23 protein-coding genes are annotated in these 26090 nt (G+C 52.3%); 7 read left to right on the forward strand and 16 right to left on the reverse strand.

Annotation, left to right across the window (positions count from 1 at the left end):
• Positions 1-27: 27 nt before the first annotated feature.
• The 16 genes from AUP42_RS03325 to AUP42_RS03400 form a co-directional block, all read right to left on the reverse strand.
• A complete protein-coding gene (locus AUP42_RS03325) occupies positions 28-903 on the reverse strand; it encodes a hypothetical protein (protein ID WP_062948886.1) in 876 nt (291 codons plus the stop codon).
• A 144-nt stretch (positions 904-1047) separates the two neighbouring features.
• Positions 1048-1572, reverse strand: a complete 525-nt coding sequence (gene ssb, locus AUP42_RS03330; RefSeq protein WP_062948888.1) for a single-stranded DNA-binding protein — start codon at positions 1570-1572, stop codon at positions 1048-1050.
• Between the two features lie 59 nt (positions 1573-1631).
• The gene (locus tag AUP42_RS03335; protein WP_062948890.1) at positions 1632-2105 is read right to left on the reverse strand and encodes a GAF domain-containing protein; all 474 of its coding nucleotides are present in this window, start codon (positions 2103-2105) and stop codon (positions 1632-1634) included.
• A 168-nt stretch (positions 2106-2273) separates the two neighbouring features.
• Entirely contained in the window at positions 2274-3344 is a 1071-nt protein-coding gene (locus AUP42_RS03340; protein ID WP_062948892.1) for a sn-glycerol-3-phosphate import ATP-binding protein UgpC, read from the reverse strand.
• A gap of 62 nt (positions 3345-3406) precedes the next feature.
• Positions 3407-4261 (reverse strand): sn-glycerol-3-phosphate ABC transporter permease UgpE, encoded by an 855-nt coding sequence (gene ugpE / locus AUP42_RS03345; RefSeq protein ID WP_062948894.1) that lies wholly within the window; start codon positions 4259-4261, stop codon positions 3407-3409.
• Positions 4262-4272: 11 nt separating this feature from the next.
• The gene (locus tag AUP42_RS03350) at positions 4273-5151 is read right to left on the reverse strand and encodes an ABC transporter permease subunit (RefSeq protein WP_062948896.1); all 879 of its coding nucleotides are present in this window, start codon (positions 5149-5151) and stop codon (positions 4273-4275) included.
• 80 nt (positions 5152-5231) lie between these two features.
• On the reverse strand, positions 5232-6530 hold the full coding sequence (locus AUP42_RS03355) for an extracellular solute-binding protein (protein WP_062948898.1): 1299 nt from the start codon (positions 6528-6530) through the stop codon (positions 5232-5234).
• Positions 6531-6975: 445 nt separating this feature from the next.
• The gene (locus tag AUP42_RS03360; RefSeq protein ID WP_062948900.1) at positions 6976-7836 is read right to left on the reverse strand and encodes an ABC transporter permease; all 861 of its coding nucleotides are present in this window, start codon (positions 7834-7836) and stop codon (positions 6976-6978) included.
• A gap of 12 nt (positions 7837-7848) precedes the next feature.
• Entirely contained in the window at positions 7849-8730 is an 882-nt protein-coding gene (locus AUP42_RS03365; protein ID WP_062948902.1) for an ABC transporter permease, read from the reverse strand.
• On the reverse strand, positions 8727-9839 hold the full coding sequence (locus tag AUP42_RS03370; protein ID WP_062949359.1) for an ABC transporter ATP-binding protein: 1113 nt from the start codon (positions 9837-9839) through the stop codon (positions 8727-8729). The genes AUP42_RS03365 and AUP42_RS03370 overlap by 4 nt, the downstream gene beginning before the upstream one ends.
• Before the next feature lie 134 nt (positions 9840-9973).
• The gene (locus tag AUP42_RS03375) at positions 9974-11062 is read right to left on the reverse strand and encodes an extracellular solute-binding protein (RefSeq protein WP_114110188.1); all 1089 of its coding nucleotides are present in this window, start codon (positions 11060-11062) and stop codon (positions 9974-9976) included.
• 306 nt (positions 11063-11368) lie between these two features.
• Positions 11369-12487, reverse strand: a complete 1119-nt coding sequence (locus AUP42_RS03380; protein ID WP_062948904.1) for an ABC transporter ATP-binding protein — start codon at positions 12485-12487, stop codon at positions 11369-11371.
• Between the two features lie 27 nt (positions 12488-12514).
• On the reverse strand, positions 12515-13363 hold the full coding sequence (locus AUP42_RS03385) for a carbohydrate ABC transporter permease (RefSeq protein WP_062948906.1): 849 nt from the start codon (positions 13361-13363) through the stop codon (positions 12515-12517).
• Positions 13364-13378: 15 nt separating this feature from the next.
• Positions 13379-14317 (reverse strand): carbohydrate ABC transporter permease, encoded by a 939-nt coding sequence (locus AUP42_RS03390; protein ID WP_062948907.1) that lies wholly within the window; start codon positions 14315-14317, stop codon positions 13379-13381.
• Between the two features lie 188 nt (positions 14318-14505).
• Entirely contained in the window at positions 14506-15768 is a 1263-nt protein-coding gene (locus AUP42_RS03395) for an ABC transporter substrate-binding protein (protein ID WP_062948908.1), read from the reverse strand.
• Between the two features lie 47 nt (positions 15769-15815).
• Entirely contained in the window at positions 15816-16703 is an 888-nt protein-coding gene (locus tag AUP42_RS03400) for an N-acetylmuramic acid 6-phosphate etherase (protein ID WP_062948910.1), read from the reverse strand.
• Between the two features lie 265 nt (positions 16704-16968).
• On the opposite strand from AUP42_RS03400, the gene AUP42_RS03405 reads away from it, so the two are divergent.
• The 7 genes from AUP42_RS03405 (at position 16969) to uvrA (ending at position 26078) form a co-directional block, all read left to right on the forward strand.
• Positions 16969-17859 carry a BadF/BadG/BcrA/BcrD ATPase family protein gene (locus AUP42_RS03405; protein WP_062948912.1) on the forward strand — a complete coding sequence of 297 codons (891 nt, stop codon included), beginning with the start codon at positions 16969-16971 and terminating at the stop codon, positions 17857-17859.
• Positions 17856-18617, forward strand: a complete 762-nt coding sequence (locus AUP42_RS03410) for a GntR family transcriptional regulator (RefSeq protein WP_062948914.1) — start codon at positions 17856-17858, stop codon at positions 18615-18617. Before AUP42_RS03405 ends, AUP42_RS03410 begins: the two co-directional genes overlap by 4 nt.
• A gap of 50 nt (positions 18618-18667) precedes the next feature.
• The gene (locus AUP42_RS03415) at positions 18668-19711 is read left to right on the forward strand and encodes an SIS domain-containing protein (RefSeq protein ID WP_062948916.1); all 1044 of its coding nucleotides are present in this window, start codon (positions 18668-18670) and stop codon (positions 19709-19711) included.
• On the forward strand, positions 19711-20847 hold the full coding sequence (gene nagA, locus AUP42_RS03420) for an N-acetylglucosamine-6-phosphate deacetylase (RefSeq protein ID WP_062948917.1): 1137 nt from the start codon (positions 19711-19713) through the stop codon (positions 20845-20847). Before AUP42_RS03415 ends, nagA begins: the two co-directional genes overlap by 1 nt.
• Positions 20848-20890: 43 nt before the next feature.
• Positions 20891-21958 (forward strand): Gfo/Idh/MocA family protein, encoded by a 1068-nt coding sequence (locus AUP42_RS03425; protein ID WP_062948918.1) that lies wholly within the window; start codon positions 20891-20893, stop codon positions 21956-21958.
• A gap of 20 nt (positions 21959-21978) precedes the next feature.
• Positions 21979-23058 carry a class II fructose-bisphosphate aldolase gene (gene fbaA / locus AUP42_RS03430; protein ID WP_062948920.1) on the forward strand — a complete coding sequence of 360 codons (1080 nt, stop codon included), beginning with the start codon at positions 21979-21981 and terminating at the stop codon, positions 23056-23058.
• 191 nt (positions 23059-23249) lie between these two features.
• The gene (gene uvrA, locus AUP42_RS03435; RefSeq protein WP_062948922.1) at positions 23250-26078 is read left to right on the forward strand and encodes an excinuclease ABC subunit UvrA; all 2829 of its coding nucleotides are present in this window, start codon (positions 23250-23252) and stop codon (positions 26076-26078) included.
• Positions 26079-26090 lie beyond the last annotated feature (12 nt).

Here is a 26090-nt window from a genome sequence, read left to right on the forward strand (position 1 = left end):
CTTCAGATGTTTGAAGTTACGACAATTTCAAATTGTCCGTGCCTGATCAAGCAGCAATTGACACCGAACTGCATCCAGACGCAATTCTGTGCGGCGAGCATCCGAGAAGTACTTTTTAAGGTCATCATTTGATACCGGTATTTCAAGACCACCGAACTCGGACGACAGACGTTTGACATGGTGTTCAGGCAATATCCGATCACGAAACCTGCCCTTGTTCAGGAACTTCTCGGCCAATGCAAAATCAAGCTGCATATTCCGATACAGGATGGTCTGGTAATTTGCGTGCATCTGCAAGTTTCCCTCGGCCGAAACGAACAGGATCGGGAACATGACGGCAAGCTCCGGTAAGTGCCGGTTCGGATATACCTGACCGTTCCAGTACTTTTCCGCCAAGCTGCCGTAAATATCGTAATCAGAAATCGAATGGAATCTGGCTTTGCCAAGTGGAAGAATTTCCACCTTTGGCTTGGTGATCGTTACAGTATCGTTGGAAACATCGACATAAAGATCTCCGAACTGGAATGCGTTCTGAAAATATTCGTGGCGCAGATTGCCCCAGACCCTTTTGGCAATCCCCCCCCCCTGCAGACAGAAATCGCGCAACGCCGCAAGTCCTGCTGTCTTTGGTGATCGGAGTTCATGTTCCAGCAGGTCTTTGACCCCCTTGGTTATCTCGTAACAATAGCCTTTCGGATAAATCCCCTTTTGTGGATGGTTCGCCGGGTCGAATTCCTGATCGAACTGCAGTCTCAGACGCAGCATGTCGTCATAAAGTTCCTTTAAACGGGGCAGCAGGTACTTTTTCGTCAGTTTGACCTGTTTGAAGTTCGTCGGCAGGATTTGTTCCTCTTCTGCCTGACGCTTTATGAATTCAAGACTTAGCTTGCCGCTGGATATCATTTTATGTGCAACTTCTCGCCAATCACGATCCGGAACACTAACACAGACCTAAAAAACCTAGTGTTGCTTAGCATTTAAACAAAGATGCCCCCGGACAAAAGCATGTTCGGAGGCATCAATGAAATCTTGTAATCAAATATTTTCTTAGAATGGAATCTCGTCATCAAGATCCGGTGCGCCAGCCGGTGCCGAACCGCTACCCGAGGAGGATCCGCTGTTACCCCAGCCAGCATCGGAACCGCCGCCGTATCCACCACCGTTATCTGCACCGTATCCGCCGCCCGATCCGGAACCACCACCCATTCCGCCACCTTCGCCGCGGTTATCCAGCATGGTCAGGTTCGAGTTAAAGCCTTCAAGAACGATCTCGGTGGTGTAGTTGTCCTTGCCATCCTGTCCCTGCCATTTGCGGGTGCGGAGCTGGCCTTCGATGTAAAGCTTGCTGCCTTTTTTCACAAAGCGCTCGACAACGTCGGCAAGGCCTTCGTTGAAGACGACAATACGATGCCATTCGGTGCGCTCGCGGCGCTCACCCGACTGACGGTCACGCCATTGTTCCGAAGTCGCAATGCTGAAATTGGCAATCTTTTTGCCCGCCTGGGTGAAACGGATTTCAGGGTCGCGGCCGAGGTTCCCGACGAGAATGACTTTATTGACACTGCCAGCCATGGGTTATCTTCCAAAGTTTGTGTTGTCCGCCGTTTCGTATGTACGAAACTGGTGAGTTATCATTGCGCAAAAATGCGCTGCATTAAAGTTTCAAGTGCAACGCGATCAGTCTCGTCGAACGAGCCGATGTCGACACTATCGACGTCAAGCACCGCAATCAACTGTCCTTGCGTATTCAGAACCGGCACCACGATTTCTGAGTTCGACCGGCTGTCACAGGCAATATGCCCGGGAAAGGCATGAACATCTTCAACAAGCTGGGTTTCAAGCGTCGCAGCAGCCATACCGCAGACACCACGGCCAAACGGAATGCGCAGGCAGCCCAAAGTTCCCTGATACGGCCCAACGACCAGTTCATTTTCTTTTTCCGGATCAACGATATAGAAGCCTGTCCAGAAATAATAGTCGAACTTTTGCGCCAGAATGCAGCTAACCGTTGCCATCAGGGCTGTGACGTTTTTTTCGCCCTCGGTGATGCTGATCAGTTCTTTTTCGGCTTCCAGATAAAGAGCCTGTTTCTGTTCGGCGTTCACGTGATGCTCCTGCGTTTATAAGCGCCTAGGAACTACCTGTTTGCCCGCATGGAGACAAGAACAAAATCACCCTTTCCAAACAAGTGTGATCTTATAAAACAGCCCCGGCGCAATGAATGCACCGGGGCCGCTGCAGACCGTCTTGCGACGGACCAGGGAACTCGAAAATCAAAGGCGTTTACCACTGTCCTTGTCGAACAGGTGAACCAGATTTGCACTGGTTGCCAGCGACAATTCCTGCCCTTTATCAAACTGATGTGTGCCTTGCATACGCAAGGTCACATTTTCATTCTTCTTGCCGAACTCAAGATATATCAAGGTTTCCGCCCCCAGTGACTCGATCATGCGAACCCGGGCTTTCAATGCACCGCTACCATCGGCCTTAAGCGTGAAATGTTCCGGGCGCACACCAACGACAAGATCGCGGCCTGCGTCAATTACGTGGTCGAGATCAATCTTACTGCCATCGCCCAGAACAACATGGCTTTTGTCATCCGCAACCTTACCATCAAGGAAGTTCATTGATGGTGATCCGATGAAGCTTGCAACGAACAGGCTGGCAGGCTTTTCATAGATTTCAATCGGCGTACCGATCTGTTCGGCGATACCGGCATTCATGACAATCAGGCGATCTGCCAATGTCATGGCTTCAACCTGATCATGAGTCACATAAACAGATGTAATACCAAGGCGTTGCTGAAGGTTCTTGATTTCAAGTCGCATATCAACACGCAATTTGGCATCAAGGTTGGACAACGGTTCGTCAAACAAAAAGACTTTGGGTTCACGCACGATCGCGCGGCCCATCGCAACGCGCTGGCGCTGACCGCCTGAAAGCTGCTGTGGTTTACGTTCCAGATAATCGTCAAGTTGCAAAATCTTCGCTGCATCACGAACGCGGGTGTCGATCTCGACTTTGCTGTATCCGCGGTTCTTGAGCCCATAAGCCATGTTGGCGTAATTGGTCATATGCGGATAAAGCGCGTAGTTTTGAAACACCATGGCGATATCACGATCAGCAGGGGCGACATTGTTCACCACCCGGTCGTCAATCTTGATCTCGCCGCTTGAAATGCCTTCAAGCCCGGCAATCATGCGCAGAAGTGTCGATTTTCCGCAGCCGGACGGCCCCACCAGAACGGTGAATTCCCCGTCACCAATTTCTAGATCAATACCATGCAGGGCCTTAAAGCCGTTGGCGTAGGTTTTTTCAGCCCGATTAAGGGTAACAGTTGCCATTTTCGTATCCTGTATGCGGATCTGTGTATTTTAAATCACTGACATCAAATGATTGATCGAGCCTATTTTTCGGTTTCGACCAGACCTTTGACGAACATGCGCTGGAAAATTACCACCACCAGCACCGGCGGGATGGTAGCCATGATCGTCAATGCGAATGCCTTGGGGAATTGCGGTATCTGCCCGCCTTCATAGAGCGAGTTGTATACCTGCTTGATCCCGATCACGATGGTATAAAGCTGATCATCGGTAGTCATCAGCAACGGCCAGAGATACTGGTTCCAGCCAACAACGAACATGATGATGAAAATCGCTGCGATCATGGTGACCGAAAGCGGCACCAGAATATCGATGAAAAACCGTAACGGCCCTGCCCCATCCAAACGTGCGGCTTCGAGCAATTCATCGGGCACCGACCTATAAAACTGCCGGAAGAAGAATGTGCCGGTTGCCGAAGCAATCAAAGGCAGAATCAAGCCCGTATAGGTATTGAGCAAACCAAGATTAGCGACGACTTCGTAAGACGGTACGATACGAACCTCAAGCGGCAGTAAAAGCGTCGCGAAAATGACCCAAAATAGTGGCACCGCCAGTCTGAACCGGAAATATACAATCGCATAGGCCGCCATCATTGAAATGATAACCTTGCCAATTGCAAAACCAAGCCCGAGGACCATGCTGTTAAACAACATTTCAAGTGCGGTTACCCGCCCCTTGGTTGCGGCGCTGTCAAACAGGATTGCCCCATAATTCTCAATGAAATGCCCACCAAACCAGAACTGCAAACCATGCTGGAAAAGATACTCGCGAGTATGAGTTGAAGACACCAATGCAATCCAGACAGGCAGGATCATGAACAACGATCCAATGATCAAGATCAGGTGATTGGTGATTGTACGCCACTTTGACTGATACATGACGCGTCCCCCTAATAGTGCACTTTGCGTTCGATAAAGCGGAACTGGAACACGGTAAGCACACTTACCATAATCATCAGCAATACCGATTGCGCCGAACTGCCGCCCATATCCGCGCCAAGGAACCCGTCAACATATACCTTGTAAACAAGGGTCGCGGTTGAACCGCCGGGCGATCCTTTGGTCGAAACGTCAATGATCCCGAATGTCTCGAAGAACGCGTAAGTCAGATTAATGACCATAAGGAAGAAAGTCGTCGGCGCCAGAAGCGGAAATGTAATTGTCCAGAAACGGCGTTCGGCACTTTTACAATCCAGTGTCGCCGCTTCGGTTACCGATTTCGGAATCCCCTGCAAGCCCGAAAGGAAGAAGATGAAATTTACACTGACCTGTTTCCAGACGGCAATCAGCGTCACGACAAAGGCGGCATCGCCAGCATTCTGGATGTGGTTGAATTCGAAACCGAAACTGTTGAACAGCTTGTAAAGGTCGCCCATCAGCGGATTGAACAACATATTACCCAGCAAGCCGGCCACAGGCGGCGCAACGGCGTACCCCCACATCAAAAGCGTCTTGTATGACTTGGCTCCGCGAATAACTTCATCGGCGCGAACCGCCAGAAACAGCGAAATCGCAATGGAAATAAAGGCCACAAGGAAGGAAAAGACTGCGGTGAATATCGCAGACTGAAGCCAAGCCCCACTGGCAAGTACATCTTCGAAATTTCGGAACCATACAAACTGGGAAGACAGACCGAATGCATCTTCAAGCAGAAAAGACTGATAAACGGCCTGGGCCGCGGGCCACAGGAAAAATATCGCAATAATCAGAATTTGTGGTGCGATAAAAAAATAAGGAACCGGGCTATGCCCGAATTGTACGCGTTTCATTGCTGACGCAACCCCAAGACTGGTCCAGGAATCGAAAAACAGGGCGGCTGTTTAAAGCCGCCCTGTCAGCGAGATACTGATTAGTTCGAATAGGTGTCGTTGAAGCGTTTCAGCAACGCATTGCCTTCTTCCTCAATCGCGGCAAAGGCCTGATCAATGGTTGCTTCACCATTCATCATCTTGTCGACTTCGCGATAGATGACCTCACGGATCTGGACATAGAAACCAAGACGGTAACCCTTTGTCCACTCGCCACCTTCTTCAGACAGCTGCTGGATGCCCACTTCAGCGTCCGGGCTTTCCTTGTAATAGCCATCTTTCTTAGCCAGTTCGTAAGCAGCGGTCGTGATAGGAACGTAGCCGGTTTCCTTGTGCCAGTAATACTGGGTTTCCGGCTTTGTCAGGAATTCGAAGAACTTGGCAACGCCTTTATATTCTTCATCCGAGTGACCGGAAAAAGCGAACAGCGACCCACCACCGATAAAGGTGGATTTTGGCGCATCACCAACGCCTTCCCAATATGGGAGGGTCGAGGTACCGAATTCAAACTGTGCAGATTTTTGCAAACCACCGAACGAGCCGGACGAACCGATCCACATTGCGGCTTTCTGCTGCAGGAAGGCATCCTGGTTTGCCCCCCATGCACGGCCATAATAGCCAAAGTAACCGGCATCTTTCCACTCTTTGACGTGCTGCCAGTGATCTTTCAGCGCATCGTTGTTATAGAGCAGCTTCACATCGGTGCTGTCGTAACCGTTATTAGCAGTTGCCATCTGCAGGTTATGACGGGACATGAAGTTCTCGAAGAAAATCCAAGGGCTGTGCGATTCAGCAAGACCTTCATAGCCTGCTTCTTTCAACTTTGGCGCTACCTCTTCGAATTCCTGCCAGGTTTTCGGAACTTCGACACCGGCTTTGGCAAGTGCATCCTTGTTGAAATACAAAAGCGGGGTCGAACTGTTGAACGGCATGCCGATCATCTTGTCGTTCGAGTCAGCATAGAAATAGCGGACACCCGGGATATAATCATTGATGTCGAAGCCAACACCATATTTCTGCAGCAAATCGGCAACCGGATAGGTCGCACCCTTTGCGTTAATGATGGTTGCAGCACCGGCATCAAAAATCTGGATGATATGCGGCTGGTTTTTCGCGCGGAACGCCGCGATACCGGCAGTCATCGTATCTTCGTAGCCACCTTTATTGATGGCAACAACCTTGTACTCGTCCTGGCTGGCATTGAAGTCGGCTGCAATCTGGTCAACGACACCCCCAAGTGCGCCATCCATTGCGTGCCACCATGTGATTTCGGTTGCGGCATTGGCGGTGCTGCCAAGGGCAAACACTGCTGCTGCAGCCATCAGGGTTTTGCGAAACATGATCTTCTATCTCCCAAATAAAAACTTGTCCGCACCAAAGCCGCCTGTTGTCCGGCTTGATACAACGCATTTGTTTTCATTCGAGGGGGACGTTTCCTCAAGTGACAGTTTTCGGAAATTTACTTTTGATGCGCGAAATGACCGATAAAACTGCCGTTTTTTAGTTTTTAGTGTGCATTCGACCCCTTCAAATGTTCATATGAACATCTCATAAATCGAACATCTTGCAAAGGTTTTCAATTATTGAAACCGACCTTGATTCTCGCTGATTCCATTCATTCGATGCTTTTCAAGCATTTCAGCCGTTTTCATAATTATTTCGATGTCGTGCATCTGTAATATTCTGGTGCAGAGATTTGGCTTTGATGTGCAAAACGGGCAGCCTTTCGACTGCCCGTTCAATGTTCATTCGCGAACACGGCTTCATGCTGTCGACTTGCCCGGCTTACGAGGTATTCTTGTCTCGCTGAACAAAGACTGAAAGCAATGCCAAACCGCCGGAAACAATCATCAGCAACAGCGAAAGCGCATTCAGTACTGGCGTTGATCCCTGTTTGAGCCGGTCAAACATGGCAATGGTCAAAGGTGCATCCGAGCCGACAAGCATCAATGTTGTATTGAAATTTTCAAACGACATCAGGAATGCAACGATCCCTGCCCCGACCAAAGCCGGTTTCAGGAATGGAATGGTAATCGTCCAAAGCGCAGCCTGCCGTGTTGCCCCCAGATTGAGGGCGGCTTCTTCCAGGCTGATATCAAATTTCCGAAGACGTGCGGATATCACCAGTGTGGTTATCGTGGTGATGAAAGCAAATTGGCCAATAATCACCAGAAACAATCCCGGGCGCAGGAAATCAAGATCCCACCCAATCGTTTCTTCAACACCATTTGCAATGGCATTGGAAAAAACGAGGATGGATATGCCCAGAATGACCCCCGGAATAACCAGTGGCGACAATGCAACGACATAAAGAAGGTTTTTACCGGGAAACTGAGCACGCTCAAACAGGAACGCATTACAGGTTCCGACCGTAACCGAAAGCAATGTCACACAAAGTGCGACAAACGCGGAAACCCCGACGCTTTCAAGCAGTTTGCTATCATTGAAAATGCCTATATATGGCCCCTCGCTGCCAAAGAACCATTTTAGCGTGGCACCTTCCCACGGCATGGATGGAAACAGGCTGTCGTTAAAGGCAAACACGCCGACAACAATCAGCGGCGCACTGAGATAGATGAAAAACAGTGCGATATACCCGGTATAGATGCCCTTGTAGAAACGTGGCTGGGGAATACTTGGAATCATGATAACGCCTCCTCAGCTCACGGTTTCTGAAAGCGTCTGGCGGCTAAGTTTCAGGCCGATCCAGACAATCAGGGATGAGAGAACCAGCAACAGGAACCCGAATGCCGATCCGGATTCCCAGTTAAACCGGGTGATGAACTGGGTATAAATCTGTTCCGTGAACCAAAGGCTATCTTTGCCGCCCAAAAGGTTGGGCGTCAGGTAGTTACCAAGTGTCAGCATGAAAACAACTATGCAACCGGACGCAATACCGGGCATGGCATGCGGAATGACAATATCGCGGGTTACGGTAAAGGCATTGCCGCCAAGGTCGTATCCGGCTTCGATCAGGCTGTCGTCAAGGCTATCAAGTACCGACACCAGCGGCACAACCATGAACAGCATTGATGTATAAACAAGCCCCACCATGATGGTCGCATCATTGTAAAGCATCTCGACCGGGCCATCCACGATCCCGGTCCATTGCAGGAAATTGCTGATCACGCCGCTTTCGCGTAGGAGGATCATCCAACCAAAGGTACGCACCAGCTCCGATACCCAGAACGGGATCAGGCATAGAAGGAACAAAACATTCTTGCCTTTGCCCCGCATGACCTTGGCAATGTAATAAGAAACCGGAAAACCGATGATCAGGGTCAGTGCTGTCGCCATAAGCGACATCACCGCGGTACGGACATAGGTATTCCAGTAAAGCGGTTCGACGAAAAACTCGATATAGTTGATCAGGCTAAATTCGTACTTGCCGTATGAAATCCGTTCACGCAACGACACCAGAAGCAGATCCACATGCGGCAGGATCACAAGCAGGAACAGCCAAAGCAGCAAGGGCATGGCAAGCAGCAAGGCACCAAATCGCATCGCCCCTGCCTTGCCGGTTGACGCGGAGGTAGTCATGCTGCGGTCCCCAGTTTTTCAGGCGCGGCAAAACAGCGTGTTTGTTCCGCAGCCCACGTCAGATTGACAGTATCACCCGCTTTCAGATTGGCGAATGCGCCTGTTTGCGGCAAGGCCACCGTCATTTCGTGCCCGGTTGCGCTATCGCGAACCTGCACACTGCTGGCGGCACCGTTAAACAGAACATTCTCAACCTTTGCTCCGATGGCATTATCGGTTTTGCCCTGCCCGTCAATTGCAATGGCCTCGGGACGAACAAATACATCAACCGTTTGGCCCTCGCTCAGTTCCGGATGAACCGTGCAGGATGCGACAACAGAACCACCGGTCGGCAGATTGATCATAATCTGATCGTCTTGTGTCGTGCCGACCGTTCCCTTCCAACGATTGCTTTCGCCAACAAAGCCGGCGACAAAAGCCGTCTGCGGATTGTAATAAAGGTCCTGCGGTGCGCCGACCTGCTCAAATCGGCCGGCATTCATGACCGCCACCTGATCGGACATCACCAATGCTTCGGACTGATCATGCGTGATGTAAACGAATGTTGTGCCAATCTCGTGCTGCAATTGCTTGAGTTCGACCTTCATATGCTCTCGTAATTTAAGGTCCAGAGCACCGAGTGGCTCGTCAAGAAGCAGCACCGCCGGTTCCAGAACAAGACAGCGTGCGATCGCAATACGCTGTTTCTGGCCGCCTGAAAGTTGGCTGATCTGTTTGGGACCTGAGTCCGGCAGTCCGACACGTGCCAGCGTATCATTGACCTTCTTCTCGATTGTCGACCGGTCAACACCGCGACGTTTCAAGCCATATGCCACGTTTTCCGCAACATTCATCATCGGAAAAAGTGCCAAATGCTGGAAAACCATATTCACAGGCCGACGGTTTGGCGAGACACCCAGCACCGATGAACCATTAATCAGAATGTCACCGGATGTAGGTGCCTGAAAACCGGCCAGCATGCGCAATAGCGTTGTTTTACCGCAACCGCTGGGACCCAGAATGGAAAAGAAAGACCCTTTGGGGATCGCGAGTGAAATGGAATCTACCGCGGTAAAAGCATCAAATTTTTTGACCACGTCGCGACATTCAAGGTCGAATTGATCTGCCATGGGAGCCTGCATGAAATGAATTGCCGATGTCCGCCTGAAACCGGTCATCGCAGAAAGGAAAAAAATGCAATGTCCCCGGCATCTTCTGCCGGGGACAATATCATCCGATCCAAACAGGACCAGAACATCTTGGCTTACGACTGTGCTGCTTTCACACGGTCAAGCGTTTTGCCTTCAAGGGTTTCCAAACCTGCAGGAACTGTCGGATACCATTTAATGTTATCAAGAGCTTCGGCCGGGAAGCTGCTCTGGAACTGTGCCTTCAGCTTGTCATCGGCAAACTCGTCTGCACCTTTCGATGCGGTAAAGTTACCGGCACTTGCCGTAATTTTCGCAGCAATTTCAGGCTGCATAACGAAGTTGATCCACTTGTAAGCGGCATCTTCGTTTTCGGATTTGCGCGGCAGCACGAAGGTATCGATCCAGCCCAGAGCACCAGATGCCGGGGCAACAAACGTGATATCGGCGTTGTCGTTATTGAGCTTCCAGCCACCGGTATCCCATGCCATTGCAGCAACCACTTCGCCCGAACGCACAAGGTTCAGAAGCGCATCGCCCCCTTCCCAGTAGGTTTTGACGTTCGGTTTGCATTCGACCAGTTTCTTTTCAACAGCATCAAGAATTTCCTGATACTTCGCTTCGTCGCCATAAGCCGCGAACGGGTCCATCCCCATTGCAAAGGCAAATCCGATCAATGTCGGACGTTTCAGGCGATAGGAAACCTTGCCAGAAATGTCGGCATTGCAAAGATCGGTGTAATCCTTGACGTCACCAGCCTTGGAAGTGTCAACGATCAGGCCGCTGGTGCCCCAGACATGCGGAACACCATAAACCTCGCCCTCAAGCGTGGTGTTTTTCTTGGTTGCTTCAAGCATCGACGGAATGAATTTGGCGGCATCAATCTTGGAAAGGTCGATCGGCTTATAAATGCCGTATTCAAGCTGTGCACCTGAAATGCGATCCTGTGACGGCTGAGCGAGGTCAAAACCGCCGCCACCCGTTGCACGCAACTTGGAAATCATGTCTTCGTTGTTCGAAAGCGTGACTTCAACGTCGATGCCCGTCTCTTTTTCAAACATCTCGACGACGTCATCCGGTGCATACCCACCCCAGGTCAGCAACCGAAGTTCTTCGGCCTGTGCGGTTTGGCCAAGCATCACCATTCCGGCAAGGGCGGTAAGCCCAAGCAGAGAACCGCGCAGTGCGCCATGCTTTTTCGACATTATTTTACCTCTCTGTTGACGTGACGGCACTTCCCCTGTCCGGCGTCAATGTATTCTGTGACATTGCAAACGTTCCGGGACCGCACCAGTATCGCAAGAAACTTTGTTGAAACGAAAGCAAAATCGATCATTTTGCGTTCTTTTGAACAATTCATTTCAATTCTCGCTGCGGAACCAGACTTTCCGCAAGTTAAACTTCTGCAACAATTTTTCCGGGTTTCAGCACCGAAAGGTATCTGTTTGCGAATAAAAAAGGGGCCGCCAAACCGGCAGCCCCTTCATATCTAAACATCTGGAAGCTAAGCCCTATTCGTCGGCACTATATTCCGCTGGGCATTGAAGCTTGTCATAGGCCTTTCCGTTGGCATCAAACAGGTGAGAAGCCCCGGCTTCGGCTGCTGCACTGACAGTTTCGCCAATTTTAATACGGCTGTGGCCAGGCGCGCGAACTGTGAAGCGGTCCCCGTTCTCCAGCTTGAGGTACAGATAGGTAGAGTCGCCGAGCTTCTCGACAACATCGACCTCGCCGGAAATCGACAAATCCCCCTGCTCACCCGGTGAAAGATGCTCCGGCCGGACTCCCAGTTCGACATCCTTGCCGACATCACCAGCAGGCACGTCAAACGGCAGAACAGCCTTGGCGCCTCCCGGCACGGTGACGGTTACCTTGCCCTGTTCGACGGCATCAATATGAACCGTTGTGAAATTCATCGCAGGCGATCCGATAAAACCGGCAACAAAGCGTGTTTGCGGATGATGATAAAGCTGCATCGGAGATCCGACCTGCTCGACATTGCCAGCATTCATCACAACAATCTTGTCGGCAAGCGTCATCGCTTCGACCTGATCATGCGTGACATAGACAATCGTCGACTTCAGTTCCTGATGCAGCTTGGCAATCTCGATGCGGGTCTGCACACGCAATGCGGCATCAAGGTTCGATAGCGGTTCGTCAAACAGGAATACTTTCGGTTGGCGCACAATCGCGCGGCCAATCGCCACGCGCTGGCGCTGTCCACCCGACAATTCAGACGGACGGCGATCCAGAAGCTGGTCCAGTTGCAGAATGCGGGCGGCCTCGCGCACGCGCTGATCAATTGCGGCCTTGTTGTGATTGGCCAGTTTAAGGCCAAACGCCATGTTCTTGTAAACCGTCATATGCGGATAAAGCGCATAGGACTGGAACACCATGGCAATCCCGCGGTCGCGCGGGCTTTTGGTATTCACGACGTCCCCACCGATCATCAGATCACCACCGGTGATGTCTTCCAGACCGGCGATGATGCGAAGCAACGTCGATTTTCCGCAGCCCGACGGCCCCACAAAGACAACAAACTCGCCGTCCTTAACATCCAGATCGATGCCATGCAGCACATCAACAGCGCCATAGCTTTTTCGGATCTGGTCAAGTTTCAAATCAGCCATTTAGGTAAGCTCCTGTCACACCAATACTCATTTCACCGCGCCAGATGTCAGGCCGCGAATGAGTTGTCGGGAGAAAATCAAATAAAGGATCAGGATCGGAATGATCGCGAGGCTCAGCGATGCCAGAACCGCATTCCAGTCGGTCACATACTGCCCAATGAATTGTTGGATCCCCAGCGTGATGGTTTGCTTGCCATCACCCGGTGCCAGAATCAGCGGGAACCAAAGGTCATTCCAGATCGGGATCATGGTAAATACTGCGACCGTTGCCACGGCCGGCCGGATCAGCGGCAGAATAACCGCAAAGAAAATCTTAAATTCACCAACCCCATCGCAACGGGCGGCTTCTTTCAAATCCTTGGGTATCTGGTGCATGAATTCGGTCAGGATAAAGATCGCCAACGGCAGTCCCTGCGCGACATAGACAAGGATAAGAGCAGTCAGCGTATTGATCAGGCCCAATTCAACAATCAGGTTCAGGATCGAAACCGAGCCCAACCGGATCGGCACCATGATGCCAATCGCCAGATAAAGCGCAAGCCAGGTATTGCCGGGAAACTTGTATTCCGAAAGCGCCCAGGCAGCCATGGAAGCAAGCAGCAGAACAATAACGATGGTCACGACCGTGACGGTGAAGCTGTTAAAGAAAAACAGCTCGAAATTCGATCTCGCCAGAACCTTGGTGAAGCCTTCAAGACTGAAGGTTTCAGCGTTCGGTAGGCTCATCGGGGCGCTGAAAATCCCTTTGCGGGATTTGAAGGCGTTGATGATCACAAGAAAGATCGGATACAGCGCCACCAGCGTGTAGGTCAGCAGGATCGCATGCACGATCACGGCACGCGACATGTCTTCACGACGGATATTTTTAGTCATCATGATCTTGCCGCCTCCTTACAGCTGGTAGCGCGCCAGACGGCGCTGCACGGCGAACAGATAGAAAAGAACACCGGCAAGAATGATCAGAAACATCAGCGAGGCAACAGTGGCACCAAGGCTTGGATCGCCAAGCTGCAACTGGTAGCCAAAGAATGTGCGATAGAACAGCGTACCCATGATGTCGGTCGAGAAATTCGGTCCCGCCAACGCACCCTTTACAGCATAAATCAGATCGAACGCATTGAAATTACCAACAAATGTCAGGATCGATACCATCGCAACCGTCGGCAGAACCAGCGGCAGCTTGATATGCAGGAACACCTCGAAATGGGTTGCGCCGTCGACAATTGCCGCGTCGACAAGATCGTCGGGGATCGCCAGAAGTGCCGCATAAATCAGCATCAGCGGAATACCAACCCACTGCCAGACCGAGATAAAGGAAAGCGTGATCAGGGCCGAACCTTCCTTGCCAAGCCACGGACCAAACAGCGATTTCAGGCCGAAAATATCAAGGATATCGACGCCAACACCCCAGACAGGGCTCAGGATCAGTTGCCAGATGAAACCGACAATCACCACCGACAGCATGGTTGGCATGATCATCATCGTGCGATAGGTATTGCGGAACCTCAGTTGCGGCAGGCTCAAAATACCCGCAAGCGCGATCCCGATAGGGTTCTGCACCAGCATGTGAACCGCAAAGAATTTCATATTGTTCCAGAAACTGTTCCAAAACGTCGCAGACCAGTCCGGATCGCCCAGAATGGTTCGATAGTTATCGAGCCCGACAAAGGCCATTTCCCCGCCGTTTGGCGTGGAATAAAAACTGAGGCGAATGGAATCGATCAGCGGATAGATCATGAACAATGTGTAGATGATCGTCGCTGGTGCCAGAAAGGCAAACACAGGCAGTTTTGCCTTGCGCCAATCGGTCATGGGCCCGGAATGCGCCATACCTTATCCTGTCTTTCTGAGATTAAGCGTACGGGGAACGCGTCCCCGGTCGAAAGCGTTCATCTGAGCGCCTGATTGCAGTCCTGTCCGCCCCGTTTGTCAATCGGCGTGATGTTCGAAACTGCAAGATACCCGGTAGATACAAGGATGGCAGGCGCAAGAAGTCACCTGCCATCTGTAGTCAGGTCTTACTGATGCGGCGCATACCACTTCGCAAGTCCGGATTCAGCGGCTTTACCTGCTTCTTCCGGAGTAACTGTTCCGTTGATAACCTGTGCGGAAATATTCCACAGTTCGTTTTCAAGGTTCGGCGTGCCACGCGATAAAATCTGATACGAGTTACGAATGGTTGATTCGCATTTCTGACGCCAGCTCACGAACTCGTTGGCAACCGGATCGGTGATTTCGACCTTGTGGTTCGACAACGAGAAGAAGCCTGGAAGCGCGTTGGAGTAAAGCGACGCAAATTCCGAGCCAGTCATCCATTCGAGGAAGACCTTTGCCTCGGCAGCATTCGGCGATTTGGCATTCAAGCCCAGCGCGATATCGGTGTGGTCACTGATATAGCAGGTGTCCGAACCCTCTGCCGGGGGCGGCGGGAATGCGCCAAATTCAAATTCGGCTTGGCTGTTAAACAGCGAAATATCCCACGACCCAGCCGGATAGACAGCCGCACGGCCAAGCGAGAACAGGTTCTGCGCATCCGGATAGGAAATGGCTTCATAACCGTCCGGAAGATAGTTTGCCCAGCTTGCCAATTCGGTAAAGGTGTCAACATACGGTTTATCGGTGAATTTCTGGCTGCCATCGATCAAGGCTTTGCGGCCCTCTTCGCCTTTCCAGTAATTCGGACCAATGTTCTGGAAACCCATGGTTGCGGCCTCCCACTGATCGGCAGTCCCCATCGCCATAGGGATATAGCTGCCTTCTTCCTTGATTTTATCAAGGGCAGCATAGAATTCTGCACGGGTCTTCGGCACTTCTACACCGGCTGCCTCAAAGGCTTCCTTGTTATAGATGAAGCCATGAATAACCGACGCCATCGGCAGGCAAAAAGTGACGGAACCATCATCCGTCTGCCATGCGGATTTCGCGACATCGGAGAAATTGTCCATGCCCGCTATATCGTCAAGCGGAACAAGATTGCCCTGCTTGTAAAGTTCAAGCGACGCATCGAACGGACGGCACGTGATCAGATCGCCAGCCGTGCCGCCAGCGAATTTCGCATTGATCAGCGCGTTGTAATCGGTCGGCGGGGTCGGCGAGAAAGTCACCTTAATTTCCGGATGTTCCTTTTTAAAGGCCGGAATAATCTGATCATTCCAGATATCGATATCGTCGTTACGCCAGCTCTCGATCACGAGTTCGCCAGCAGATGCCATCAACGGAACCAGGGCGACACTTGCCGCCAGAGCCACTGCCAGGCCTTTTGCAAACACTTTATTCGACATTTATGCCTCCTCTGATCAATGTCGGTGGACTACTATCTCTGCAGATGTCAGTCCTTATACTCAAGCGCTGCCCGGAGATTTCCGTTAAACATCGCAAGAATTTCTTTGGCTTTCGCGGCCTCGTGCCCTTTGGCAATCAGGACCGCGATGCGGATATCAAACTGCGCTTTTTCAAGGGCGCTTTCGGCGTTATGCCCATCGCAACCGGCAATATGGCTGGTAATGCGGATCGCGCGACCATGTAACTTGATGTTTTCGGCACGCATGCCGACCATCAGGTTGTCGAAAAGACGCCCAAGCTTGTTCATGACAAGCGATGAAAGGATATTGATGGCGGCCTTCTGCGCAGTCCCTGCCCCCATGCGGGTTGAACCGGCAATAACTTCGGGCGCACTATCAAGAAAGATACCGCACGCTGCCGCGGTCAAAAGTTTGCCATCGGGGTTGTTGCAAAGACCAACTGTATAAGCACCGCGCTTGCGCGCCAGATCAACCGCGTACAAGGTATAAGGCGTCGAGCCGCTGGCGGCGACGGCAATAACCGCGTCACCTTCACCTATGCAATGTCGGGTAATTTCGTCTTCGGCGGCTTTGCTATCGTCTTCGGCGGAATTGAATACGCCCGGCTCGCTTTGCAAGCCACCGGCCAGCATGACGATGGTCATGTCTTCAGGCCAGCCAAACGTTCCGCCAAGTTCCTTGGCATCCTGCCATGCCACCGTGCCGGAAGTTCCGGCACCAACATAAACGAGACGCCCGCCGCCCCCCAGGCGACCTGCTATCCCGTTTGCGGCTGTCGCCAGATCCGTCAGGACCGGCCCTAGCGATGCGACCGCGCGCATCTGGCCTTCCCACAAAGCCATAAGGAAATCGGCGTCGGACCACTGATCCAACCCGGCAAAGCGCATATCAAATTCTTCGGTGCGTGATGCCATTTTCCAATCTCCCTCCACCAATTAAATACCATTATGATACCAGCAAGGCAAGGCACTTCCTGCACACACCCCGAAATTTACATAACTTCACCTCATATTTTACTTATTTTCAAATAGATAAAAGGCATTTTCAATTTATTACTGTGGCATCGACTTCATCAGCATAATGCCAAAATGGGACCAGAAACAACATTAGTGGATTTATATTGGTATTGCTTTTTAAGATACCACTCTGCTATGATCCCATCAGTTAGGGATGGTCGGAATGCAAAACGCACAAAAAGAAAAGCTTTACCTTGGCATTGATGGTGGCGGCACGCGCTGCCGCGCACGCATTGTAAATGATGCAGGCGCCATACTTGGTGAAGCCGTGCGAGGTGGTGCGAATACCCGCCTTGGAATCGATCATGTCTTTGGCGAAATCATTGCCGCAGCAACCATGGCACTCGAACAAGCCGGGCTTTCGGATCGTCGCCTTTCGGATTTGCATGCAGGCCTTGGACTGGCCGGATTACCGTTAGAGCGCGAACGCAAACTTGCCGAATCCTATGCTCACCCGTTTGCCAGTGTTTGTTTTGCGACCGATGCCTATACCGCGTGTCTTGGCGCACATGATGGCGCAGACGGTGCTATTTTGATAGTCGGAACCGGCACCTGTGGCCAAGCGATTGTTGCCGGTCGCGAACTGGCGCTTGCCGGTTGGGGGTTTGAAATTTCCGATATCGGAAGCGGTGCCCGTATTGGGAGAACAGCCATCGAAACCGCCCTGCTCGCCCACGAGGATTTAGCCCCGTCATCCGAACTGACACGCACCATCATGTTGCATTTCCATAACAGTCCCGAAGAAATCGTTGCCTTCGCCGAGAAGGCCCGACCGGCGGATTATGGCGCATTCTGCCCGATGGTTTTCGATGCCGACAGCCATGGTGACACCATTGCCGCCGACATTATCAATGTCGCGGTAACCGCCAATCGCAACATCCTGCACAAGCTTCAGGAATTTGGGGCAAAACGGCTGAGTTTGATGGGGGGCCTTGCCGAACAAATGGCAAAACGCATGCCCGATGATATCCGGCCCGATCTGGTTCCGGCGCAAAACGATGCCCTGCATGGGGCAATCCTGATGGCCAGGAAACATCAAAAGGTGCACGCATGATCAGTACAGCCGACGTCATTGCAAGCCTGCGTGCCCGAGACATCGAAAATATCGGTCATGGCCCGCTTTATCGCCGCCTACAAACGGCCATCAAGGCCGTTATTGATGATGGTATCCTGAAAGTAGACGATGCGCTGCCAAGTGAACGCGACCTAGCCAATGAACTTGGCATTTCACGCGTTACCGTTCGCAATTCGATGCGGGCCCTTGTCGAGGAAGGCGTCCTTGTCCAGCGTCATGGCGCAGGAACCTTTGTTGCCCCACGTGTTGAACAGGCATTGTCACGCCTGACCTCCTTCACCGAGGACATGATCACACGCGGCATGAACCCGGGGGCAGTCTGGATTGAAAAGACCCTTGGTCATGCATCGCCCGAAGAAGCTATGGCGTTAAACCTGTCACCCGGCACCGAAGTAACCCGGCTACGGCGCCTGCGTACAGCCAACGAAAAACCAATGGCACTTGAATATGCGGTCGTGCCAAGGGCTTTTCTGCCAAGCCCCGATGAAGTCGAAAAGTCGCTTTATGATGCGCTGGCAAAATACGGCAAAAAGCCGGAACGCGCGCTTCAGCGTCTACGGGCTGAATTGTTTGACGGGGAAACCGCCAAAATCCTTGGCGTTCCCGATGGCAGTGCCGCCCTTTATATCGAACGGCGTTCCTTCCTTGCCAACGGCACACCGGTCGAATTCACCCGTTCCTATTATCGCGGCGACAGTTACGACTTCATTGCCGAAATGCAGGTCGACGCACGCTGACAATTATCTCGTCTTGCGCCACCTCAAAAAGCTTTAAGGAAACCAAGGATATGAGCACACGCTGGACTCCAAAAACCCAGATGGGCCGCGAACTGGCCGAAGCCCCGGTCGTCGTTGCCAAGCAGCTTGATCACAACAAGGCTGCAATTGATGCTCTGGTTTCTGATCTGCGCGCCAATCCGCCGAAATTCGTTGTGACCTGCGGACGCGGCAGTTCCGACCACGCAACGCTTTATGCAAAATACCTGATCGAAAGCCAGCTTGGCATTCCCGTGGTGTCAGCGGCCCCGTCTATTGTTTCGATTTATAACCGGTCGATTGCCAGCAAGGACGCCCTGTTCATTGCCGTATCCCAATCAGGCAAAAGTCCTGATTTGGTTAAAAATGCCGTGGCCGCCCGTGATGCCGGTGCCCGCACGGTTGCATTGGTCAATGTGACCGATTCCCCGTTGGCCAATACTGTCGATCACGTCATTCCGCTGATGGCGGGCCTTGAAACCAGTGTTGCCGCGACCAAATCCTATATCGCAACATTGTCTGCCATCGCACAGATCGTTGGCGGATGGACGCAGGATCCGGCATTCAACAAGGCACTTGTCACCTTGCCCGCATCACTTGAAAAGGCACTTGGCAAGGATTGGCTTGATGCTGCCGATGCGATTGTAAAATCAGACGGTCTTTATGTGATCGGTCGCGGCCCTGCTTTTGCCATTGCACAGGAAGCTGCCCTTAAATTCAAGGAAACCAGCGGCCTGCACGCCGAAGCTTTTAGCGCGGCCGAGGTCAAACACGGCCCGATGGCACTGGTGACCAAGGATTTCCCTTTGCTTGTCTTTTCCCAACAGGATGCGTCGCGCGAAAGTGTCGAGGGTTTCCTCGAAGAAATGCGGGCGAAAACCGATAACCTTTTTGCGGCCGAAACCGGTCACGCCGATATCAAGGGCCATCTTCCTGTGGTCGAGGATATCCACCCTCTTCTGGCCCCCATCGCTATGATCCAGACATTCTATACCTTGGCAGAACATGTTGCCTTGGAGCGCGGGTGCAATCCTGATGCGCCGCCGCACCTGTCCAAAGTCACGGAGACGCACTGATGACCGATTTTGCAATCACCAATGCGCGCGTTTTTGACGGCACCGATTTCCAGTCCGAAAAGGCCGTCATTGTTCGCGACGGGAAGGTCGATGCGATTGTCGGAAACCGCCATATCCCAGAAAATATCTTGGTGATTGATGCAGGAAATCAGATACTTGCGCCCGGCCTTATCGATGTTCAGGTCAATGGTGGCGGCGGCGTCTTGCTAAATGACGAACCAAATATCGACGGTATTCGCGCGATCATGGCGGGTCATCGTAAATACGGTACAACCGCCATGCTGCCGACCCTAATCACCGATCACCGTGATAAAATGGAATCCGCGATTAAGGCCGTCACCGATGCAATCAATCAGAACATTCCGGGTATTGTCGGCATTCATCTTGAAGGTCCGTATCTGAATGCCGAGCGCAAAGGTGTGCATGACGCCAATATCATCCGCCCGATGGAAGATGACGCGATTGACCTTCTGACCCGCCTGCCCAATGGCCGCGTTCTGGTGACCATGGCCCCGGAAAAGGCCGCCAAAGGCACAATTAAAAAGCTGGCCGATCGTGGCGTTCTGGTTTGCGCCGGTCATACTGCGGGCACTTATAGCCACATGCAGGCTGCCATTGCCGAAGGCATGCGGGGCTTCACGCATTTGTTTAATGCCATGAGCCCGATGACCCACCGTGAACCCGGTGTTGCCGGTACAGCGATGGCCGACGACAACACTTGGTGCGGCCTGATTGCTGATGGCTATCACGTGCATCCGGCCGTTCTGAAAGTGGCCATTCATGCCAAGGCCAAAGGCAAAATCATGCTGGTGACCGACGCCATGCCAACGGTCGGAGCAGACGAAAAACGTTTTGTTCTGGGGGGCGAGGAAATCATTGCCGCCGATGGTCGCTGCGCATTGGCTGACGGTACATTGGCTGGATCAGACCTCGATATGATCGCCGCGGTTAAAAACTGCGTTGAAATGGTCGGCATTGATCTTGGGGAAGCCCTTCGCATGGCATCCCTGTATCCGGCCGCATTCCTGAAACTTGATGACGTCATGGGGCGCATCGCACCGGGTTATCAGGCCGATATGATCCTGTTTGATGATGACTACAACGTCACGCGCAGCTGGATCAAGGGCACAGAATAATCTCAGCATAACAAAGCATTAAAAACTTATCAGGAGGCACAGCATGAAGCCGGTTCGTATCCTTGTCGTCGGTCTTGGCAATATGGGTTTGTCCCACGCCAAGGCCTATCATGCGCTTGACGGCTACGAAATTGTCGGACTGTGTGCACGCTCCGAAATCCCGGCAGAAAACCTTCCGGATGGTTTTGCCGCCTACCCGCAATTTACCGATTTTCACACTGCGTTGGCGGAAACCAGCCCCGATGCGGTCTCGATCAATACCTATACCGAAACCCATGCCGAATTCGCCATCACGGCGTTTGAGGCGGGGGCGCATGTCTTCATTGAAAAGCCATTGGCAGCGACCGCCGAAGATGCCGAACGTGTAGTAAATGCCGCCAAAAAGTATGATCGGAAGCTGGTGATTGGCTATATCCTTCGCCATCATCCGTCTTGGGCAAAATTCGTTGAAGTTGCAAAGACACTTGGCAAGCCGCTGGTCATGCGCATGAACCTGAACCAGCAAAGCAGCGGCGCCTTTTGGGAAACCCACAAACGGTTGCTTAACAGCGTTTCCCCGATTGTTGATTGCGGCGTGCATTATCTGGATATGATGTGCCTGATGACCGGCGCGAAACCGGTATCGGTCAGTGCCATCGGCGTACGTCTGTCTGACGAAGTTGCACCAGAAATGTATAACTATGGCCAATTGCAGGTGCGCTTTGATGACGGATCAGTTGGCTGGTACGAAGCCGGGTGGGGCCCAATGATCAGCGAAACCGCCTTTTTCGTCAAAGATGTGATCGGCCCCAAGGGTTGCGTTTCCATCACCGATGTTGAAGAAAAAGGTGCCGGTTCGGCTGATATCGACACTCATACAAAGACGAATGCCTTAAAGCTTCACCATGCTGCCACAGATGCAGCCGGAAAATTTACACAATCTGACGAAATCATCCGCACAGACGACGAGCCCGATCATGACGGCCTGTGTCTGCGTGAACAGCAATTTTTCCTAAAGTCTATAACGGAAAACCTTGACCTTACGCAGCATATGGAAGATGCATTGGGCTCCTTACGGATCGCCCTCGCTGCGGATCAGTCGGTACGCACGGGGGAAACAATAATACTCTGACCCCCAGGAGGAGTACCCACATGCCTTCCGTTAAACCCGGTGTTGTTACCGGTTCTGCCTACCGTGACCTTGTTGCTGCCTGCAAGCAGGACGGTTACGCCCTTCCCGCCGTCAATATCACATCGTCCAGCACGATGAATGCCGCCCTTGAAGCCGCTGCAAATGCCGGTTCTGACATCATCATTCAGCTTTCGAATGGCGGTGCACAGTTCTTTGCCGGCAAGGGCATCAAGGACGCTGCAGCAGCCCGTGTCGTGGGCGCTATATCGGCAGCACGTCATGCCCAACTGATGGCTGAGTATTATGGCGTTGCTGTCGTCATGCATACCGACCACGCAAACCGGAAATTCGTTCCGTGGGTCGATGAAATGCTGAAATGGAGCGAAAAGGCCTATGCCGAGACCGGCAAGGCGCTTTACAGCTCCCACATGCTGGACCTGTCCGAGGAATCGCTCGAAGACAACCTGTCAACTTGCGAAGAATTCCTCAAACGCATGGCCAAAATCGAAATGAGCCTAGAGATTGAACTGGGCGTGACCGGCGGTGAAGAAGACGGCATCGGCCATGATCTTGACACCAGTGTCGAGGAAATCGATCCGCGTCTGTATACCCGTCCCGAAGAAGTCGAAGAAGCATATCGCCGTCTTGCTCCGCTTGGCCATTTCTCGGTCGCGGCGGCATTCGGCAACGTTCATGGCGTTTACAAACCAGGTAACGTAAAACTTCGTCCGGAAATCCTTCTGGAATCCCAGAAATACGTTTCGGAAAAGCATAATCTTGGCAACCGTCCTCTGGACTTCGTGTTCCATGGCGGTTCGGGTTCGGAAAAAGAAAAAATCGAAGAAGCAGTCGGCTATGGCGTCTTTAAGATGAATATCGATACCGATACCCAGTTCGCCTATTCGCGCCCGGTTGGTGAATATGTCGAAGCCAACGCACGCGCGTTCAAGTATCAGGTCGATCCGGATACCGATCAGCCCTACAAAAAACAGTACGATCCGCGCGTCTGGGTTCGCGAAGCCGAACTTTCGATGGCAGCCCGCCTCGAAGAAGCTTTCAAGGATCTTGGGGCAACCGGTCGTTCGGTTACCAAAGGCTGATCGTTCAGGATTGCAAAAGCCAGATCAACCCGCCGGTTTGTCCGGCGGGTTTTTTCGTGCATTGTCTTGCGCTACGACAAAAACAAACCACTCCTGACAGATACTGACAGGAACTGTCAGGGGTGCGCTTGCGTATCAGGTTTGGCTCCTCTATACCTTTTCCCGAACATTACAGGAACAAAAGGCCCGACATGCTGACGAAAATTTCGGTTCGCGGTGCGAAAGAACATAACCTGCAAAATATCGATGTTGAACTGCCCCGCGATTCCCTGGTGGTGATCACCGGTCTGTCGGGGTCGGGTAAAAGTTCGCTGGCGTTCGATACGATTTATGCCGAAGGACAGCGTCGTTATGTCGAAAGCCTGTCAGCATATGCGCGCCAGTTCCTTGAACTGATGCAGAAGCCCGATGTTGAATATATCGACGGCTTGTCTCCAGCCATTTCCATCGAACAGAAAACCACATCGCGCAACCCGCGTTCGACCGTGGGAACGGTTACCGAGATTTATGATTATATGCGTCTTCTTTGGGCGCGCGTCGGCATTCCCTATTCCCCGGCAACCGGTCTTCCGATTGTCAGTCAGACCGTATCACAGATGGTTGACCGCGTTATGGAAATGCCCGAAGGCACTCGGCTTTATCTGTTGGCACCGTTTGTTCGTGGCCGCAAAGGGGAATACAAAAAGGAACTGCGCGATTTGCGCACGCGTGGTTTCCAGCGCGTCAAGATCGATGGCGAAATGTATGACATCGACGAAGCGCCTGAACTGAACAAAAAGCTCAAACACGATATCTCGGTCGTGGTGGATCGTCTGATCGTCAAGGACGGGATTGCAACCCGCCTTGCAGACAGCTTTGAAACTGCCCTTGAACTGACAGACGGTATCGTCCTGACCGAAGATGCCAAAACCGGCGAAACAACCGTGTTCTCGGCAAAATTCGCCTGCCCGGTTTCCGGGTTCACGATTGAGGAAATCGAACCGCGCCTGTTCTCGTTCAACAATCCGTTTGGCGCCTGCCCGGCCTGTGATGGTCTTGGCACCCAGATGGAATTCGACCCGGAACTGGTCGTCCCCGACGAAGGCAAAAGCCTTGATGATGGCGCCGTTGCGCCTTGGGCCAGCACCACGTCGAAATATTATTTGCAAACGTTGCGCGCAGTTGCCAAGCATTTCGGCTTCAAAACCAATGTCGCATGGGAAAAGCTTCCGAAAACAGCACAGGACATCATCCTGTATGGTTCGGGTGATGAAGACGTCACGGTAACCTATGATGACGGTTCACGCAGCTACAAGGTATCCCGCCCGTTCGAAGGTGTCATTCCCAACATGTCGCGCCGCTGGCGCGAAACCGATAGCCAGTGGGCACGCGACGAACTGTCGAAATACCAGACGGTTTCAAGCTGTCCGACCTGCGAAGGTCATCGCCTGAAACCCGAAGCGCTGGCCGTAAAGATCGATAAATGCACGATTTCGGAAATTACCGACCTTTCGATTGGCAAGGCTGCCGACTGGTTCCAGGCGCTTGAGGGCAAACTGAATGAAAAAGAAACCGAAATCGCGCGACGTATCCTGCGTGAAATCAATGATCGCCTGCGATTCCTGCGCGATGTCGGGCTGGATTATCTGTCGATGTCACGCACATCTGGCACCCTCTCGGGCGGCGAAAGCCAGCGTATCAGACTGGCGTCGCAGATCGGGTCGGGCCTGACCGGTGTCCTTTATGTTCTGGATGAACCATCCATCGGCCTGCATCAGCGCGACAATGATCGGCTGCTTGATACCCTGAAACGTCTTCGCGATCTGGGCAATACCGTCCTGGTTGTCGAACATGACGAAGACGCCATTCGTGCCGCCGATTATGTCGTCGATATGGGCCCAGGGGCCGGGATCCATGGCGGACGGATCGTTGCCGAAGGAACCCCTGAACAGATCCAGCAAAACCCGAATAGCCTGACCGGCAAATACCTTGTCGGGGTCGAACAGATCGCCGTTCCCAAGGAACGCCGTAAAGGCAATGGCAAGTCGATTGCGATCAAGGGGGCACGCGCCAACAACCTGCAAAATGTTGATGCCGAGTTCCCGCTTGGCAAATTTATCTGCGTTACCGGTGTTTCGGGTGGTGGCAAGTCCAGCCTTGTTATTGAGACGCTGTATAAGGCGCTTGCAAAACGGATGCATAATGCGCGCAATCATCCCGGTGCGCATGACACCATTACCGGCATCGAACATATCGATAAAATCATCGATATCGATCAAAGCCCGATTGGCAGAACCCCGCGTTCCAACCCCGTGACCTATACCGGGGCCTTTACACCGATCCGTGACTGGTTCGCGCAATTGCCCGAAGCCAAAACGCGCGGTTACAAGCCCGGGCGTTTCTCGTTCAACGTCAAGGGCGGACGGTGTGAAGCCTGTCAGGGCGATGGCGTGATCAAGATCGAAATGCACTTCCTGCCCGACGTTTACGTCACCTGTGATCAGTGCAAGGGCAAACGATACAACCGTGAAACGCTGGAAATATCGTTTAAAGGCAAATCGATATCTGACATTCTTGACATGACAGTTGAAGAAGGTGCCGATTTCTTCAAGGCAGTTCCGTCCATTCGCGACAAAATGGAAACCCTGAAACAGGTGGGGTTGAGCTACATCCATCTAGGTCAGCAGGCAACAACACTTTCAGGCGGCGAGGCACAGCGCGTAAAGCTGGCCAAGGAGCTGTCAAAACGCGCAACAGGCCGCACACTTTATATCCTTGACGAACCGACCACCGGACTTCATTTCCACGACATTCGCAAGCTTTTGGAAGTGCTGCACACCATTGTCGATCAGGGCAACACGGTGGTTGTGATCGAACATAACCTTGATGTCATCAAAACCGCCGACTGGATCATCGATATTGGTCCCGAGGGTGGCGATGGCGGCGGCAAGCTGGTTGGTTGCGGCACGCCCGAGGCTATTATGGCTAACGAGGGAAGCTATACCGGAAAATACCTTAAACGTCATCTCGGCCTGAAGTAATGTCTTGAAACG

This window comes from Thalassospira lucentensis (assembly GCF_001613805.1).
GTDB classification, from domain to species: domain Bacteria; phylum Pseudomonadota; class Alphaproteobacteria; order Rhodospirillales; family Thalassospiraceae; genus Thalassospira; species Thalassospira lucentensis_A.